This is a genomic window from Nostoc sp. (assembly GCF_036919555.1).
In the GTDB taxonomy this organism is placed as follows: domain Bacteria; phylum Cyanobacteriota; class Cyanobacteriia; order Cyanobacteriales; family Nostocaceae; genus Nostoc.
In genome coordinates this window covers 115,786-134,422 of sequence record NZ_JBALCS010000007.1, presented here as the reverse complement: position 1 = coordinate 134,422, position 18,637 = coordinate 115,786, and the positions used below count along the sequence as shown (strand labels likewise).

Annotated in this window: 15 protein-coding genes; 6 read left to right on the top strand and 9 right to left on the bottom strand. The window is 41.0% G+C overall.

Annotated elements, in window-relative coordinates; genetic code table 11:
* Both V7K36_RS02460 and V7K36_RS02455 read right to left on the bottom strand, forming a co-directional pair.
* On the bottom strand, positions 1–1,263 hold the full coding sequence (locus V7K36_RS02460; protein ID WP_335112896.1) for a sensor histidine kinase: 1,263 nt from the start codon (positions 1,261–1,263) through the stop codon (positions 1–3).
* Positions 1,264–1,293: 30 nt separating this feature from the next.
* Positions 1,294–3,180: an ATP-binding protein gene (locus V7K36_RS02455; protein ID WP_335112894.1), complete on the bottom strand. Its 1,887-nt coding sequence runs from the start codon at positions 3,178–3,180 to the stop codon at positions 1,294–1,296.
* A gap of 280 nt (positions 3,181–3,460) precedes the next feature.
* On the opposite strand from V7K36_RS02455, the gene petN reads away from it, so the two are divergent.
* The 4 genes from petN (at position 3,461) to V7K36_RS02435 (ending at position 6,910) form a co-directional block, all read left to right on the top strand.
* Positions 3,461–3,550 carry a cytochrome b6-f complex subunit PetN gene (gene petN, locus V7K36_RS02450; RefSeq protein ID WP_012408302.1) on the top strand — a complete coding sequence of 30 codons (90 nt, stop codon included), beginning with the start codon at positions 3,461–3,463 and terminating at the stop codon, positions 3,548–3,550.
* A gap of 4 nt (positions 3,551–3,554) precedes the next feature.
* A complete protein-coding gene (locus tag V7K36_RS02445; RefSeq protein ID WP_334828180.1) occupies positions 3,555–3,719 on the top strand; it encodes a hypothetical protein in 165 nt (54 codons plus the stop codon).
* A 154-nt stretch (positions 3,720–3,873) separates the two neighbouring features.
* Positions 3,874–6,564 (top strand): GAF domain-containing protein, encoded by a 2,691-nt coding sequence (locus tag V7K36_RS02440; RefSeq protein WP_335112892.1) that lies wholly within the window; start codon positions 3,874–3,876, stop codon positions 6,562–6,564.
* 199 nt (positions 6,565–6,763) lie between these two features.
* Positions 6,764–6,910 carry a hypothetical protein gene (locus V7K36_RS02435; RefSeq protein ID WP_335112890.1) on the top strand — a complete coding sequence of 49 codons (147 nt, stop codon included), beginning with the start codon at positions 6,764–6,766 and terminating at the stop codon, positions 6,908–6,910.
* 128 nt (positions 6,911–7,038) lie between these two features.
* Here V7K36_RS02435 and V7K36_RS02430 read toward each other — a convergent pair whose 3' ends face one another.
* The 3 genes from V7K36_RS02430 to V7K36_RS02420 form a co-directional block, all read right to left on the bottom strand.
* Positions 7,039–8,967, bottom strand: a complete 1,929-nt coding sequence (locus V7K36_RS02430) for an ABC-F family ATP-binding cassette domain-containing protein (protein ID WP_335112888.1) — start codon at positions 8,965–8,967, stop codon at positions 7,039–7,041.
* A 72-nt stretch (positions 8,968–9,039) separates the two neighbouring features.
* The gene (locus V7K36_RS02425) at positions 9,040–9,456 is read right to left on the bottom strand and encodes a DUF1824 family protein (RefSeq protein ID WP_335112886.1); all 417 of its coding nucleotides are present in this window, start codon (positions 9,454–9,456) and stop codon (positions 9,040–9,042) included.
* A gap of 82 nt (positions 9,457–9,538) precedes the next feature.
* Positions 9,539–10,387 (bottom strand): prohibitin family protein, encoded by an 849-nt coding sequence (locus V7K36_RS02420; protein ID WP_334828165.1) that lies wholly within the window; start codon positions 10,385–10,387, stop codon positions 9,539–9,541.
* Between the two features lie 415 nt (positions 10,388–10,802).
* Between V7K36_RS02420 and V7K36_RS02415 the strand changes: the two genes are divergently transcribed.
* On the top strand, positions 10,803–12,344 hold the full coding sequence (locus V7K36_RS02415) for a phytoene desaturase family protein (protein ID WP_335112884.1): 1,542 nt from the start codon (positions 10,803–10,805) through the stop codon (positions 12,342–12,344).
* On the opposite strand, the gene V7K36_RS02410 is transcribed toward V7K36_RS02415, so the two are convergent.
* From V7K36_RS02410 to V7K36_RS02395, 4 genes are all read right to left on the bottom strand, one after another.
* Positions 12,331–13,005 (bottom strand): hypothetical protein, encoded by a 675-nt coding sequence (locus V7K36_RS02410; RefSeq protein WP_335112882.1) that lies wholly within the window; start codon positions 13,003–13,005, stop codon positions 12,331–12,333. The genes V7K36_RS02415 and V7K36_RS02410 overlap by 14 nt on opposite strands.
* 730 nt (positions 13,006–13,735) lie before the next feature.
* The gene (locus V7K36_RS02405) at positions 13,736–14,197 is read right to left on the bottom strand and encodes a hypothetical protein (protein ID WP_335112880.1); all 462 of its coding nucleotides are present in this window, start codon (positions 14,195–14,197) and stop codon (positions 13,736–13,738) included.
* A 27-nt stretch (positions 14,198–14,224) separates the two neighbouring features.
* Entirely contained in the window at positions 14,225–16,063 is a 1,839-nt protein-coding gene (locus V7K36_RS02400; RefSeq protein ID WP_335112878.1) for a bifunctional serine/threonine-protein kinase/formylglycine-generating enzyme family protein, read from the bottom strand.
* Between the two features lie 345 nt (positions 16,064–16,408).
* A complete protein-coding gene (locus V7K36_RS02395; protein ID WP_335112876.1) occupies positions 16,409–17,218 on the bottom strand; it encodes an ABC transporter permease in 810 nt (269 codons plus the stop codon).
* Positions 17,219–17,452: 234 nt separating this feature from the next.
* Between V7K36_RS02395 and V7K36_RS02390 the strand changes: the two genes are divergently transcribed.
* A complete protein-coding gene (locus tag V7K36_RS02390) occupies positions 17,453–18,448 on the top strand; it encodes a helix-turn-helix transcriptional regulator (RefSeq protein WP_335112874.1) in 996 nt (331 codons plus the stop codon).
* Positions 18,449–18,637 lie beyond the last annotated feature (189 nt).

The window sequence follows — 18,637 nt, the reverse complement described above, 5'->3', positions numbered from 1 at the left end:
TCATGTGGGAATTTTGATGATAAACTCGGTTCCTAGACCTGGTTGAGAATTCACTTCTAATAAACCTTTGTGTTTTTCTACAACTATTTGATATGCTATCGACAAGCCAAGTCCAGTGCCTTTTCCAACGACTTTTGTGGTAAACAACGGCTCAAACAAGCGTTTTTTAAGCCGTTCAGGAATACCAATCCCATTGTCAGCAATCCGAATTACAACCAATTGTTCAGAATCTATTTCTGTTGCAATTTTAATCTGAGGAATTAGATTGCTCATTTGGCCTTGCATTATAACTTCATCAAGGGCATCAATTGCGTTTGCCAGAATGTTCATAAATACTTGATTCATCTGTCCTAGATAGCAGCTAACCTGTGGTAATATTCCATAATTTTTAATAACTTCAATACGGGGACGATCGCCATTAGCATTGAGACGGTGTTGTAAAATCATTAGTGTACTATCTAGTCCTTGGTGCAAATCAGCAGATATTTTTGCATCACTATCCGAGCGAGAGAAGTTGCGGAGTGAATCAGAAAGGTTGCTAATTCGTTCACTTCCTAGCTGGAGTGAGTTCAAGATTTTTGGCATATCTTCGAGAACAAAATTTAGATCCAAGTCCTTAATAGCAGTGGCAATTTTGGCTGTTGGGTTTGGATACTCTTGTTCATACAGTAAGATCAACTCAGTTACTGCTGCAATGTATTCTTGCAAGGGTGGAATATTGCTAGAAATAAAGTTGATAGGGTTGTTGATTTCATGCCCAATACCAGCGATTAACTCTCCGAGTGTTGATAGTTTCTCTTGCTGCACCAGTCTAACTTGGGCTTGTTGCAAAGCCTTGGTGCGATCGCTAACTTGTTGTTCCAAAGATTCAGTCAATTGTTTGAGTTGTAAATGCACGCGCACTCTTGCAATGACTTCCTCGTGTGCAAACGGTTTAGGGATATAGTCTACTGCACCAAGGGAAAATCCCTTCGTTTTGCTTTCCGTATCCGCTAAGGCAGTGGTGAAAATAATCGGAATCTTTTCAGTGACAGGATTGGCTTTGAGGCGACGACAAGCTTCAAATCCGTCAATACCCGGCATTTGTACATCCAGCAAAATCAACTCTGGTTGATTGCGTTCGGCTTGAGCGATCGCACTTTCTCCATCGACTGCAACACGGAAACGAAAACCCTCACTGTTAAGCGCTGCACACAGGACAGATAAATTTGTCGGATTATCATCCACAATCAAAATAAATCCTTTATTTTGGGGTTTGCTCATGATGGATTTAAAAGTAAAATTTAACTCCAATTAATTGATGTATTGTTTAATAAAACTTTCCAAACCTTTGAGTTGGAAATTACTCGCCAGATGGACGATTTGCTGAACAAAAACGTTTAGCTGCTCATCAGATGCAGAAAGTTTTTCAGCCATCTCTAAAATGTTTTGAATATCGCCATCTTGTGCCAGTTCTAGCAACTCTTGTAAAACCTCTTTGCTAGGAAAAGTCATCTCCTTTTGTTGATCCAAACCATCTTTATAGGTTTTTTTGATTGCGTCTATCTTTCCGTCAAAAATCCATTCCAGGTGCAAAAATTGTCGTAGCATTTCCAGCAGCGTTTCAGCTTCTATAGGCTTTGGGAGAAATGCATCTGCACCTACACCAATACTCTTGTGCTGGTCGGCTGCAAACACACTTGCTGACGAAGCGATGATAGGAATCTCTTTAAATGGCCTAGACTGACGTAAACGATTAATCAACTCAAATCCATCCAATATAGGCATCACTAAGTCAGTGATAACCATATCTGGTTTGTGGGCTAGAGACTGTTCCCATGCTTCCTGGCCCTGACTAGCTTCTACAACAGTAAACCCAACTGGCTCTAGTAAATTTACAATTACTGATCGGTTTTCCCATTTATCATCCGCAATCAAAATGGTGCGCCTTTGTCCTTGATAACCAATAATAGTTCCCTGCTCAACGACTCTAGAAACCTTTGCCCAGTCTTTAGATTCTGGCAATTTTGCCTCAAACCAGAAAGTGCTACCTTTGCCAAATTCACTTTGCACCTGAATTTGACTACCCATCAACAAAACAATGTTTTGGCTGATTGCTAATCCTAAGCCTGTACCTTCAGATTGTCGTTTCTGACTTCCCACTTGCTCAAAGGGCTGGAAGATTTTCTCGGCTTGTTCAGGGATTATACCTGTGCCAGTATCTACTACCTGAAAGCGAATTTTGTAGTTAGTTTTTTCATTGGCATTTGATTCTTGATCAATGACCTGAACTTTGAAGGTGACACTGCCTTGATGAGTAAACTTCATGGCATTACTAAGCAAGTTAATCAGTACTTGGCGTAAGCGTTTTTCATCAGCATGAATACCCATTGGTAAATCAGCATCGAGTTCGACGTTAAATGCGATGACTTTTTGTTCTGCCCTGATGCGGCAAATTTCAGCGACGCTATCTATAAAGGCAGGCAAGTAGAAATCAACTGGATACAATTCCAACTTCCGGGCTTCTATCTTGGAGAGATCCAAGACATCATTAATTAAGGTTAAAAGATGAGAACCACATTGATAAATAACGCTGAGTCCTTTGCGTCCTTTTTCACTCAAAGATTCTGTGCGTTGGATAATTTGTGTATAGCCCAGGATGCCATTAAGGGGTGTGCGTAGTTCATGGCTCATATTGGCGAGAAATTCACTCTTGGCTTGGCTAGAGTTTTGAGTGACTTCTTGTGCTTGGCGTAATTCTTTTTCGATGCGCTTACGCTCGACAATTTCAGTTGAAAGCACTCCATTGATAACTTCTAACTGGGCTGGGCTGGGTAGCGTCAGAGCTTGAGGCATGAGATAAAATAACGCAAATGCCGTATATATCGAAATAATGGCAGTTAAAGCTTTTAAACCACCTGCAATCCAATAGTCTGGATACCAAAGCGTCCAAATATCCATCAAGTGTCCAGTACCGCAGGCAATGATAAAAGCACCAAATAACAAAAAGACTCCATTGAAAGGAACGTCTTTGCGCTTGTAAATAAAGTAAATCAGTAGGAAGGGAATAGAATAATAGGCAAAAGCGATCGTGGCATCAGAAATAATGTGAAGCCAAACTAATCCAGTTTGCCAGAGATAACAATGTCCGTGGGGAATAAAACCGTTAGAGTGAAAAGGATAGTTGAAAAATGTCGGCATAATATTAGGGGTTGCTGGATTTGAAATATATATCCATTACCCTAGTATTCCCAAAACATCAAGTGGAAAACCGCGATCGCTATTTTTTTACATTCGTCTTGATTATGACGTAAAGTACTACCGTACTAAGAAAAGATATGTATCCTTTGCGACGTCAAATAGCCCGTCGTAGACATCGCACGCAAAACTTCCAATGTGAGTTATAAAAAAAATCTGAGCCTGCCCAATCCCTGTATGATAAATGTTAGAAACCTTTTGTAATTATTTGAAAAGTGGGACTATGGAGATTTTGACACTAGGTTGGGTATCACTGTTAGTTGTGTTCACTTGGTCAATTGCAATGGTAGTTTGGGGACGTAACGGACTGTAGAGGCATGGTGGAAAGTCCATTCTTGAATATTTTGGCTTTAGTTGCCGTAGTGCTGCTCGTAGTAGTCACTGGTGGTATTGGTTATTTGACCCTGGCAGATTGGCGCGATCGCCGTCGTCGAGATGAAGAGAAACGTACCACCCGCAGCGCCCTTCCCAAGCGGCGATAATTTGCTTGTGATTGAAAAATGTTTTTGTAGGGACACGATATTATCGTGTCCCTACATTGTTTTTTATGAGATTTAAAGCAAATAATTGTTATTTTTCTACTGTCTAAGGGAATTATGAGATAGAAGACTCTCAATATTTAAAATCCGACTGGGAATGGAAAACGCCTCTAAAATTCAACCTACACAAGCAAATTCAGAGCAGCAAGAATCTCTTTCAGATATGACATTCTCCCTGCGTCAGAATGAGCAACAAAAAGCCTTGTCTGGAGTTATTGCCCGCATTCGCGAGTCTCTAGACATAGATACCATCTTCAAAATTACAGTCACTGAAGTCCGCCAGCTTCTGAAAACTGATCGGGTTAGTGTGTTTCGTTTTTATCCCGAATTGGGATGGGAAGGGGAATTTATCTATGAAGATGTGGGAGCAGAATGGGGTTCGGCACTAGGAGCAAAACTGCACGACCACTGTTTTGCGGAGGATTTTGCAGAAAAATATCAGCAAGGTCGGATTAAAGCAATAGCTAATATTTATCAAGTTAATGCCAGTAATTGCTACATCCAAATTCTAGGAAGATTTCAGGTACGTGCCAATATAACTGCCCCCTTGATCAAAGGTAAAGATTTATGGGGATTGTTGTGTATTCATCAGTGTAGTAGTCCTCGCGAATGGGAAGCATCAGAAATTGAGTTTGTGCAACTTATTGCTGAACATCTAGGAGTTGCTTTACAGCAAGCAGATTACTTGGAACAAGTAAAACTACAATCAGCACAACTAGCACAAGCAAAAGCCAGAGAAAAAACAGCAGTATGGCAGAAAACCATAGCCATAACCATTGAGAAAATCCGTCAATTCCTAGACTTGGAAAGCATTTTCCACACATGCACCGCAGAACTTAGGCAGATGCTAAATGCTGACCGCGTGGCTATTTATCGCTTCAATCCCGATTGGAGTGGTGAATTCGTGTTTGAATCAGTAGCAGAGGGTTGGATCTCCCTCATTGATGAGAAGTCGCTGCGGTCGGAATTGAATGAAAACGTCAGCGAATGTAACGCCAAAGATTTAGCTAAACCCCCAGTAACTGATACCTACTTACAAGATACAAAGGGTGGTAGCTTCGGTCGGTGTGAAGTGTATCGTGTTTGTAATGATATTTACAGTGCAGGCTTTAGCGACTGCTACATCAACATCTTAGAGATATATCAAGCAAGAGCTTATGTGATCATTGCCATTTATGACGGTCAGAATCTCTGGGGCTTGCTAGCAGTATACCAGAATGCCCAAAGCCGTGATTGGCAAAAAGATGAGGTTTACTTCCTTACCCAAGTTAGCACCCAATTGGGGGTAGCATTACAGCAAGCTGAGTCATTGAAACAGGTGCAGATTCAAGCCCAAAAACTGGCTAAAGCCGCCGAACGAGAACGGAAAGCAGCCCAAAGGGAGAAAGCATTAGCCGCAACGGTGGAGAAAATTCGCCAGTCTCTTGATATTGACACGATCTTTGCTACCAGTACAGAAGAAGTCCGACGGCTATTGGAAGTTGATCGAGTGACAATCTATCGATTCCGGGCTGATGGGAGTGGCGAATTTGTTGCTGAGTCTTTAGCCCCAGGTTGGACACCAGTAAAGGAAATTGTACCTGCGATGTCTACGACGGGCTATGCCTACGCAGATAATTACTTGCAACAAACCCAAGCAGGAGACTTTGCTAATGGTAAAACTCTGATCATTAAGGATATTTACAGCACCGATTATTCTATTCCTTATATTGCCCTGCTCCAACTAATGGATGCTAGGTCATATATAATTGTGCCGATTTTTCAGGGTGAGAAACTTTGGGGATTACTAGCAGCTTATCAAAATATCAAACCCCGTGATTGGCAAGAAGATGAGGTAGATTTGCTGATGCAGATTGGTACTCAGTTAGGAGTAGGACTTCAGCAAGCGGAATTACTCGAACAAACTCAACGTCAAAAAGAAGAGCTGACCCAGACTCTGAAAGAATTACAGAACACTCAGAGCCAGTTGATTCAAAGTGAAAAAATGGCCGGCTTAGGGCAGTTAGTTGCTGGTGTTGCACATGAAATTAATAACCCGATTAGTTTCATTTACGGTAACATGACTTATGTTACTGAACATACCGAGAATTTATTTAAATTACTGCACCTCTATCAGAAACAGTATCCCAAACTAACGGGAGAAATTGAAAAGCAAGCAGCTGCACTAGATTTATATTTTATTGCTGATGACTTGCCCAAAATTCTGACTTCAATGAAGATGGGGGCAGAGAGGATCTCTCAACTAGTCTTGTCGTTACGAATTTTTTCCCGACTTGACGAAGCAGGAATAAAGCCCATTAACCTTCATGAAGGCATTGACAGTACCTTGCTAATTTTACAACATCGACTGCAACCACAGACTAATTCTTTTGCTATTGAGGTAGTTAAGCAATATGGTGAATTGCCACCAGTAGTCTGCTATGCAGCCCAGATGAATCAGGTATTTATGAATATTCTCAACAATGCGATCGATGCACTGGAAAACTCAGCAACTAGTGGAAAAATAATTGACAATCCTAAAATTTGGATTCGTACAGAAGTCATAGAAGGGAATACTATTCTGATTTGCATTACTGACAATGGTTGTGGGATTCCAGAGATGATGCGATCGCGCATTTTTGAACCTTTCTTTACCACCAAACAACCTGGCCAAGGTATTGGTTTGGGATTATCTATTAGCTACCAAATTATTGTAGAAAAACACGGTGGTAATATCAAGTGTGTTTCTGAAGCTGATAAGGGCTGTGAGTTCTGGATAGAAATTCCGATGAAACGGACAGTTAGTTAAGAAAAAATAGGCGATACCTTCTGGTGCATCCACTAGGCGTAGCTTGGCTTTTGAGTAGGTGTACGCCTACCTATTTTAAATGAACCACAAAGACTAAAAAAGAGCGATGCTTAAACCCGGAAATCAATTGTATCCGCGCTGGATCTAGTTGCAAGGTAGCTAGTAGTGTTAAAATTATATATCCATAAAGGAGAAGATTATGAGCAATCAATCTGTTCCTAAAACCAATAATCTCTATGCACAAGATTATCACTTGTGGTTAGAACACACTGCTTATTTATTAAAAAACAAAAAATTTTTAGAATTATGCGATCGCTATTTCCAAGTCAGTACAAAAGCAGATTGATAACTTAGCAATACCTTTGAATTTCAGCACTTGAGCAGCAACACCAGTTCCTTCTCCAATCAGTCTTAAAGACTTGAACTTTAGTTCAAGGCTCTTAGAGTTCGTCGAATCCACGTCATGTTAAGAAATTAAGACTCCATCTCAGCCAATTCTAACCAGCGTTCAGTCGCCACATCGATCGCGTGCTTGAGCTTTTCCACATGATCGTAGAGTTTTTGCACTTGGCTATAATTCCCCGGTGAGACATTCGCTAGTGTTTTCTCGGTTTCTGCCTTCTCAGCCTCTAACTGGGCAATTTTACCTTCCAACTGCTGAAATTCTTTTTTTTCCCAATTGGATAACCTACGTCGCTTTGTATTCTCTACATCTTTGGGTGAAGACGCACCATTTTGGACTTCGGCATTTTTAGGCTTCTCTTTAGTATTAGCAGCTTGTTGCTGTGCCTCTTCAGCCTTCTTAAAGTCCAGATAAATCGAGTAATTACCTGGATATAGCCGGAGATTACCGCCTTCCTCAAAGGAAAATACTGTGTCGATGGTGCGATCAAGAAAGTAGCGATCGTGAGAAACTACAATTACACACCCTGCAAAATCCTCTAAATAATCTTCTAATACCGCCAATGTCTGAACATCTAAATCGTTCGTCGGTTCATCTAAAATCAACACATTGGGCGCACCCATCAGAACCCGCAACAGAAATAAACGTCTTTTTTCACCACCAGAAAGTTTACTAATTGGGGCATACTGTTGATTACCAGGAAACAGAAACCGCTCCAACATTTGGGAAGCAGTAATTTGAGTTCCATCGGTAATTTTGACAAATTCTCCTTCTTCTTTGATGTAGTCAATCACGCGCTGATTTTCGTTCAATGCTGTGAGCAATTCTTCAGAATGCTGGTCAAAATAACCAATGTGAATTGTAGTACCAATTTCCGCAATGCCAGAATCTGGCTTAACCCGCCCAGTAATCATATCCATTAAAGTAGATTTACCTGCACCATTAGCGCCGATGATGCCAATGCGGTCTTCTGGGCTAAATTCATAGGTAAAATTATTAATCAGGGTGCGTCCATCATAAGCTTTAGAAATGTTATTTAATTCAATAACTTTTTTGCCAATACGACGACCAATTGTAGAAATATCAACTTTACCCTGAACTTGTTTAAACTCAGTATCCCGCAGAGCATGAGCGCGGTCAATTCTAGCTTTTTGCTTAGTACTTCTGGCTTTCGGCCCTTTTTTGAGCCATTCCAACTCGCGCCGCAACACGCCTTGATGTTTACGTTGACTACTTACGGCAGATTCTTCAGCTAAAGCTTTCTTTTCCAGGTAATATGAATAGTTGCCTGTATAAGTGTAAATGTCGCCTCGGTCAATTTCAATGATACGATTGGTAACGCGATCCAAAAAGTAGCGATCGTGAGTTATTAAAAAAAGTGCGCCCCGATAGCGATTTAAATAACTTTGTAACCATTCTACAGAAAGAGCATCGAGGTGGTTTGTCGGCTCATCCATGAGCAAAACATCTGGTTCTGATAGCAATGCTGATGCTAAAGCAATACGCTTGCGATAGCCTCCAGATAAAGTGCTTATTTTGGCATCAAAGTCAGAAATCCCTAATTTTGTGAGGATGATTTTAGCATTAGTTTCTAGTTCCCAAGCACCACTCGCATCCATGCGTTGCATCACCACAGAAAGGCGAGACATCAGTTGGTTATCATCTGGATAGTGAACCAATTTATCGGAAAGTTCTTCATACTCACGCACCAAAGCCATGTGTTCGCCACTGTCGGCAAAAACTTGCTCTAAAACTGTGTGATTTTCATCTAAATCTGGCTGCTGTGGTAAGTAGATAATTTTTGAACCGGAGTTAATCAAAATTTGACCGCTATCAATCGATTCTAGACCAGCGATCATTTTTAATATGGTTGATTTACCAGAACCATTAGTACCAATTAAACCAACTTTATCGGTAGCATCGAGGCTAAAGCTAGCATCTTTTAAAATTTCCTTGATGCCAAAATCTTTTTTGACTGATTGCAGTGTAAGAATACTCATAAGGTTTAAGTCATTAATTATTTTTCATTAGTGAGTAGGCAAGGCAGATACCCTACCTAGATTTGTCAAATTCTATACAAATAAATCCAAGGGTAGATGTCCATACATCTCGTTAATTCCCTCTTCGTCATCAGACTGACAAGATACTAATACACCACGATGATGTCCAGCATAGGAATCGAGATAACACAAGCCATTTTTACCATTTAATTTGATATAAACTGGGCCTTCAGGTGTAAGTAAGTTGTTTGGTGGTTCATAACCTAAAGCCAGAGAATAGGTCTTCATAGCTAGTATTCCTTCTTCTGCTGTATCAGCACAAATTCCTAAAATTTGATAATCAGCAAGGTTGGTAAGTAAAATTAAGGCACTACGAATTACTGCTTTTTCTGATGGTTTTAGGACAGGGCCGATGTCTAGGCAGTTGAATTTATTCAGTAATTTTTTCGCTTCTTCGGCGGTGAGATTTTGATGATTGCGGGTTGACATAAACTCCAATTATTATCTTGTTAGTTTTGCTGTTGTGTTTGAGTCGGGACTAGCCCAACTTACTAAGTACTCTTGACTCGAATCAAGGTTGATTTTGCACATTGCCAAGGTTGAATATGAAGGGGACGCCGCTTTTTGAGTCACCACCCATAACGAGGACTTTTGGCATCTGAGCGCCGCCACTCTTCCAAGCTTCAATTGCTTCTTTTTGTAGAACCAACTGTCCTCCTTGGGCTTTGAGTGTCTCTGCTAAGAGTCTTTGAGATTCTGCCTTACCTTTAGCGCGATTCACATCTGCTTGTGCTTCTTGTTCAGCTTCCCGTGCTACATAAACGGCTCTTTGCGCCCGCTGTTCAGCAATTTGTTTTTCTTCCACTGCTTTGGCAAATTCTGGTGAGAACGCTAAGTCAACTACGCTAGTATCTAACACAATTATCCCATATTTGTCTAAGCGATCGCCTAACGCATTATCAAAGTCTTCTTTCAATTCACTTCTTTTGGTAATTGCTTCTTCTACTGTTCTTCTGGCGGCTGCAATTTTAAATGCTTCTTGTGTCTGAGGTGCAATGATTTTTGATACAATATTTTCTAAGGTTCCTTGTTTCCTTCTCACCTCAACTACCTGCATGGGATCGAGGCGAAAGTTGATCGCAAATCTCGCAGATAAATTTTGCAAATCCTTAGTAGAACTCTCTGCTGGCACTTCAAACTTTTGCACCGTCAAATCATACACATCTATCACGGTGATAAAAGGCGGTTTTACGTGAATCCCTTCCAATAAAGCGCCATCTCTGGCTTTACCTAAGATGCTGATCACTCCTGCTTGTCCAGGTGTGATAATGATAAAGGAATTTAGTCCGATAATCACTAGTATTGCTAACACAATTCCTAAAACTGTGGTTTGCCAATTTCCCAATTGCTGATTTTTCAAATTCCTCTCTCCATGTGAATTAGTCATTAGTCATTAGTCACTTGTACTGAGGGTTGGCGTAGCGTCTCGTAGAGAAGCCGTTGGCGCAGCCTCTCGTAGAGAAGTGTTAGTCATTAGTCATTAAGAGTTATTATTTTTCTCCTTGTCTTCCTTCTCTAGCCCCTACTCCCTAGTTCTTAGTCCCTAGTGCTGAGTAATAAGTTTTACTTGAGCTTGGGTAAACTCAGTTACTACTTTAAGTTTCTCATTAGTATGTCTGAATCAAATTTTTAATCTAAAGAACGCAGCACTGGTGGTTTTATGTCCATCCTTAGTGATGATATTAACCAATTAGAGCGGTTTATGGATGGGGGAGCGAATGATATTATCCAAGTTTCCACAACTGTTTTAATTTATTGTTGCAAACATCAGGGATATGCAAAACACAGATATAGTTGTCATTGGTAGCGGTATTGGTGGTTTGAGTTGTGCTGCTCTTTTAGCACGGTATGGTTTTGATGTGATAGTCTGCGAAAGTCACTCCATTGCTGGTGGTGCCGCCCATGCTTTTGAGCGCAATGGTTTCAAGTTTGACTCTGAACCATCCCTCTATTCTGGACTGTCTTACAGCCCCTCTGCTAACCCTTTACGACAAGTGCTAGATGCAATTGGCTCTGAATTACCATGTGTAACCTACGATACTTGGGGTTGTTGTCTACCAGAAGGTGATTTTGACACGTCGGTTGGTGCCGAGCAATTTTGTGAAGTGCTGATGAAATTCCGTGGTCATGATGCTGTAGCCGAATGGCAGGAACTCCAGCGCGTTATGGAACCATTCGCTAGTGCAGCAACTTCCATACCACCAGCTGCATTACGCTTTGATTTGGGTGCAGCTAGAACTGTGGGCCCGTTTGTCCCATCTCTGACAAAACATGTTGCGAATATAATCAAGCTGACAGGCCCCTTCAACCGGATTATGGATGGTGTTGTCAAAGACCCGTTTACCCGAAACTGGCTGAATTTGCTTTGCTTTCTGCTTTCTGGATTGCCAGCAGATGGCACTAGTGCCGCAGAGGTAGCATTTATGTTTGCGGACTGGTATCGGCCAGATGCAGTACTTGAATATCCGATTGGTGGTAGTGGTGCTTTAGTTGACACCCTCGTACACGGATTAAAGCGTCATGGAGGGAAGCTGAGACTGGGCGCTCATGTGGAGCAAATACTTGTAGAAGGTAATCGTGCGGTGGGTGTGCGTCTGCGCGATCGCCAAGAAATTCGGGCGCGTCGGGCAGTGATTTCTAATGCTTCGGTTTGGGACACACTGAAGTTACTACCAGAAAAATCAATACCCAAACAGTACCGCAGCAAACGACAGGCGACGCCAGAATGTGATAGCTTCATGCATCTACATCTAGGCATTGATGCTCAAGGATTACAGCCAAATTTGCGCTGTCATTACATTGTGGTTAATAACTGGGAATTGGGCATCACAGCACCTCAGAATGTTGTAGTGATATCAATCCCTTCAATTCTCGACCCATCCCTAGCACCACCAGGTAAGCATGTGATTCATGTGTATACTCCTGGTAATGAGCCGTATGCTATCTGGCAGGGAATGGATAGAAGAAACCAGGAATATGCCGAACAAAAGCGATCGCGTGCAGAAGTAATGTGGCAAGCTTTAGAGCGGATCATTCCAGATATTCGCTCTCGTTGCGAAGTCACGCTTGTTGGTACACCTCTAACCCACGAGCGTTATCTCCGCCGTCACCAAGGTTCCTACGGCCCAGCAATTCAGGCTGGAACTAGTATGTTTCCTGGCCCTGGCACACCTCTACCAGGACTGATGTGCTGTGGCGACTCAACATTTCCCGGCATTGGTTTACCAGCAGTAGCCGCCAGTGGGCTGATTGCTGCGAATACATTTGCATCTGTTAATAAGCATTTAGCTATGCTTCAGGATATCAGGTGCATTTAATTTTTTGACTATAAAATCTAGTTGCCAATAGAGCCGCACCCGCTGCCAAAACTGCTAGTACACTGTCAGGTTCGGGTACGGCAGCAACTTGAGCATCAATTCGTGCAGTTCCAGCAAACAAACCTGTCAAGTTAGGCTTTTGCAGTATAGTCGCAAACTCTGGAGAAATCAACAATTTAACATCAGGGATAGTTAAATTTTGGCCATCAAATGCCACAGGCCCCGGAATACTTAAATCAAACAAAATTGTATTTAAAGAAAATGTGTCTCTTAAAACAAATCCGCTGGCACCTGTGACAGTACGTCCCGGAGCCAAACCAATTGAAAAGTCACCAACAGTAATTTCCTTATTAAAGGTAACAGTACCAGTATCCTCAATTGTACCTGAGAGCGGAGTAAAACCGCCCTCGTCACTAAACGTGAAGTTGCTGGCTGAGTCGATGTTGAAGCCAACTAAATAATTGCTGGGAATTGGTGCGACTGTATTATTAGTGCCTGTCAAGGTTAGTCCGATACTTCTAAGAATATCCTCGTGGTCATGATCAATGCTGGTGACTCCAGATATTACTTTAAAAGTTGCAGCTTCTACCTGTATGGGTGCAATTGATATAAAGGCTGCTGTTGTACAACCAAGCATGCCTGTAAACTGATAAAAACGCATAGTTCCTCCTTATCTTTGTAGTTTATTTTATCTGAAAAAGCGATCTTTATTAAAGTCAAAACTTAGATATTACCGCTAAAGAACTAGCTTCAAAAGATAACAAAATACTTTTTAAAGTTTATAGAAGGTAATCATCAAGTTAAAAACAAAATTTCAGCCATACAGTTGTTAAATAGGTGGGTAAAAATAAATATCATTGCTCAGGATAGAGCGTAGGTTATGAGGCATAAGATACTAGGGATAGAAGATGACAAAAATATAGTTACGTTTAATTATGTCCAATACCAATTCTTTAGCCTTAAACCGAACAATTGTGATCTACTCAAGCATAAGTTTGACCTCTAATTATTGATCAGTTTAGGTTAAGAGGTGAAGCACTGTCTTATACAGTTTCACTTTATATAATGATACAAATATGTTGGTAGGAGCACAGCAATGCTTATGCGTGTCAACTTAAGTCAAAACACAAGCAGGACTTATGCAAAATCATGAAAAAACGAACCGCAAAGGACGCAAAGGACACAAAGGAATAAGGTTTTAGAGAGTTATTGCGTAAGTCCTAACAAGATAAAATTCTTGTTTACAGCCTCTGGCTGGAAATGCATTAAAAGCGGCTCTGCCGCAATTCAGGAGGCAGCAGCCCCCATAATAGGCATTCCCAGACTCTGGCTGGGAACGAGAGAATCGGATTGCTATAATTTGATTTATTCTCGCCGACTTACTTCTTGGTTCACAAACTTGTTCTAATCCACCAGCTTATTTTCTCCAAATTAGGATCTATTTCCTGCCAAAAGCTTGGTGAGGAGTCTGCTTCTCTTGTTGCTGAGAGTATTTTATCTATACTGTAAAAGTTTTTTTCAATCAACTGTTTATCTAGTTTGGGAATATCTAATTTTAGATATTTCAGACGGTTGGGTAACTCTATTTTCTCTGTTGTCGGCAAGTGGGGAATCTGATCAACTTGTTCTATAATTTTGTCTATTGATACCATGACTTCTTGCAGACTCGGCTTTTTAGTTTGTAATTTTAAATCTTTTTCTTCAAAGTTTTCTTCTTGATTACCTAACTTTACTAACACTATTTTGACGAAGAAAATATTGTAATCAATCTCACTTACTTCACCCACTTGCTTATGGTATTTTCCACTTTTATTTATAAGTACTATGTCACCTTTTTCAATTCTGTCGTTCATAATTTATATAGCCTCTGAATTAAATTGCTAAATAATCTCCTCTACGGAAAATACTACTCTAAAGCCACAAATTCTCAGTCCACCGTCTGACTCATTCCAGCTACGACTGCCGCTGCGACAAAGTTCTGCACTGAAACTCCAAGAACCACCGCGCAGCACCCGACGATGAATATCACCGCCAACTTCCCAAGCTGTTCCATCTAAGGGTGCATAGTTGTAATTGTTGTGCCACGAATCAGCGCACCATTCCCAAACTAGCCCGTGCATATCGTACAATCCAAAGGCGTTGGCGACTTCAAAACTACCGACGTTTGTTGTTTCTTTACGAAATTTGCTTTTTGGTTCGATAGTGCAACTGACTAACTCAGAGGTAATCGTTTCGCCAAAGTGGAAGGAGGTTGTAGTTCCAGCCCGACAAGCATATTCCCATTCAGCTTCACTCGGTAAACGATAGTCGCGTCCAGTTTTTTCTGATAGCCTCAGACAAAATTCTACAGCCTCATACCAAGATACATTTTCCACTGGTCTATCTAGACCTTTGAATTTCGATGGATTGGGATTTAAAGCTTGTTTGACTTTCGGGAAAGCTGCTACTACTTTCCACTGTGCTTGAGTTACGGGAAATTTCCCCATAAAAAATGGTTCAACGGTAACTTTATGTCGAGGACGTTCGTCAGCATCCCCTTCAAACTCTGGTGAACCCATTATATAAGTACCACCAGGAATCGATACCATTTCTAATGTGACAGACTTACCCAATTCTTCAGCAAAAAAGTTTGCATTACAACTCACGCGATTTACTTCTCTACCACCTGTGTCTACTGTCACTACGTCGAATTCATAGGTTTCTAAGAGAGGTAATGGTACTGTTACTTTTTGTGGTAGCGGTGGTAATCTGGGTTGAGACATCGAAACAATTTTTAGGGCAACAGGTTCAATATTCGATATCCTAAACTTCAAATCATTGATAACTTCTACTGCTGTTTGATATCTTTCACTCGGTAGATGTTTTAGTAATTTATCTAAAATTTTCCCTAAGTCGTCGCTAATATTAATACCTTTTTCCTGTAACCGTTGGCGCCACAACCACTTAGCATTCATGGCATCATAAATAGGGTCATTAATCTGTCCAGAAGCATCTTGCAAAGGCAAACATTGAGTTAAAAGACGCACGCAAGTTACACCCAAAGCATACAAATCACTGCCGTGACAAGCAAATCCAGCCATTTGTTCAGTTGGGGCATAACCAAGGGTATAAATTACTGTGGCTTGTCTTCCTAAACTGGTTTGTGTTACTTGTTTAGCACCGCCAAAGTCAATTAATACGGGTTTTTCATCACTTGCACGGCGGATAATATTTTCTGGTTTGATATCCCGATGAATGACATTATGAGTATGAATGAATTCCAGAACTGGCAATAAATCAGCTAAAAGTTCCCAAATTTGTTTTTCACCATAGATTTGTTGCTGAACTTCTTGTAAGAGAGTTTTTCCTTGAATAAATTCTTGTACGAGATATAAGCTAGCACCTTGTTCAAAATAAGCTAGTAATCTGGGAATTTGGGTATGATTTTCTCCCAGTTCATATAACCGAAAAGCCTCTTCTTTGAAAAATTCGGCTGCTTTAGTGCGTTGTCCTGTTCCCTGAAATTGTGGGAAAAATTGCTTGATGACGCAAGGGGCGTTTAGTCTGTCTACATCTTCTGTAGCATAGGTTCTGCTAAATCCACCTTCACCTAAAAGTCTTAATACGCGGTAACGGTTTCTGAGAAATTTGCCAAAGTTGCTTTGTCCGCAACTCACGCAAAATCTATTGCTATCAGAGTTGAATGGATTTGAGCAATTGGGATTTTGGCAGATTTGCATAATGAGGGGGAAATAGCATCTTCTCCAAAGTTAGCCCCAATGTTATCTAATTGAAAACAGTCATGTAGAGAAGCGAACACGGAATTTTTTATATGTGCTTAAAAATTATAAAAATATGTTAACTAGGAGTTAGGAGTTAGGAGTTAGGAGTTAGGAGTTAGGAGTTAGGAGTTGGGAGTTGGGAGTTATAATTCGGTTGGGTAACATGGTGCATTAGGATAACGGGATAACGCACCTTACTTGTGAATTATGAATTATGACTTCTTCAAGATAGCTGTTGTTACTCACCGAAAAAAGTTCAGGAAGAACCAAATCACCCATAATTTTTATTGCAAATTATGAGTATTATTTGAAAGTTTTATTCTCTCCAGAAGCGCGAATTAATTCAGCTACAAGAGCTACGATCGCAGATACTGAAATTAGCATCATACTGAGAGCATTAATATCAGGTTTGACTCCTGTTCTAATGCGGCTAAAAATTTCCATTGGCAGGGTGTTAGAACCGCTACCAGCCGTAAAACTGGCAATGAGAAAATCATCTAAGCTGAGAACAAAAGCCAAGAGACAACCAGCGACAATCCCAGGCATTAATTGAGGTAGCAATACTTTGATGAATGCTTGCGTTGGTGTAGCGCCTAAATCTAGTGCTGCTTCTTCTAAGTGAGGATCTAAATTAGTCAGTCGGGAAGCAACCACAAGTCCAACGTAGGCCAGACAAAACACCACATGGGCTGCAACTATTGTCCACAAACTTAAAGGTATTGCAAACGCCGCTAGACATACCAGGGTAGCTACTGCGATCGCAATATCGGGAATAATTAACGGTAGGTAAGCAATACCGCGATACAATTTCTTAAGCGGAAATTCGTAACGCGCCAACCCAACCGCCATCAAGGTTCCCAGCACTGCTGAAATCCCGACAGCAAAACCAGCAACGATCATGCTGTTTTGGAAAGCTGATAAGATGCGATCGTCACTAAACAACTTGCCATACCAATCGAGAGTGAATCCTTGCCAAGTTGCACTATAGGGCGATTGATTGAAGCTATAAAAGCCAAGTACCAGTATAGGTAGGTACATGAACACAAATATCAGCAGTGAGAAAACCGCTTGCCATGAGACACGCGGTTTTTTGAGAGATGGAGAGATATTCACGTTTATTTTATATGTGATGTTTATATTGATAGCAACACAAAATATCATATTTTATGTAATAAGTCAACATTTTGACTAATAAAAAATCTATCCTTGTGCGCGATCGCTCCTGGCGGCTCTCCGAACTCTTGAATTGCTGAAACGGTAAATATCCAAATTCTCATGGCATCTTGCCCTAGTTCCTGTAAGATTATTGCTAATTAATAGCATTAATTCTACCATCAATTGCCAGCTATGACCATTACTATGACAGCGCAGCAAGAAGAGAAACTGTGGGATGAGGTTGCCCAAAGTGTTGTATGTGATGCTACCTCAGAATCTGTTGAATTTACTTATGAAATGCCTAAGCAATTAGGCAAAGGTGGTTCTCGCAGTATTGAAATACATCCTGAAATTTCGCTGGCGATTATGGACTATCAATATCATAATGATGTGAGCATAGGATGTACCGAATGCGAACACCCCTTGCAATTTGGCGTTTTGCTTTCAGGCAGTACAATAGATGAATACGGAGGAAAGGTAGGAGAAGGATACACTTGTATCTCTGGTAGTGGTATCCAACATCAAATGTCCCTTAAAATTCCTCAAAAACGACGTGTGGGTGTGGATATTCAGATGTCCTCTAATGTGTTAAAAACCTTTTTTCCTACAGCAGATGGAGAAATTTTGCCCCAGTTGCGTCTTTTAGCAAAAGGTGATGATTGGCAAACTTTAGTTTACCCGGAAATTACACCAACAATCCAAGGAGTGGTACAGCAAATCATTAATTGTCCTTACCACGGTGTAACCAAGCGGATGTATTTGCAAGCTAAAGTTTTGGAATTGATGACATTGCAACTAACCCCAATTTTGGCACATCAAGAGGGATTGCAACCATCACCGAGATTAAAGTCACAAACCATTGCCAGAATCCATCATGCGAGAGAAATTTTGCACTCTCATTTAGAAAATCCACCCTTATTAGTGGAATTAGCTCAACAGGTAGGAATTAGCGATCGCACTCTCCGACGCGGATTTCAGGAACTCTTTGGCACAACAGTATTTCGCTACCTGACATATAAGCGCATGGAGTGGGCAGAACAGTTATTACGTCAGGGAAACATCACCGTTGCCGAGGTTGCCCACCAAGTCGGTTATTGTGAGCAAGGGCGCTTTGCGTCTGCTTTTAAACGTAGATTCAGTATCATGCCGAGTGAATGCTTATCCAGTAAAAAGTCCGTTTTGGACTGACGATGCCGTTTTTGCCATAGACTCAACAGCCAACTTTTCTTTATACTCACTCTCATTAAAGAATAAGAATAATTTGCAATAAGCTAGGTTTTGTATCTAGTTCGGATGATTAGTGATCATTGCAGTCCTCTCGTTACCCCTCCCTAACCCTCCCCTTATAAAGGGGAGGGAACCAGATTTCCGGTCTCC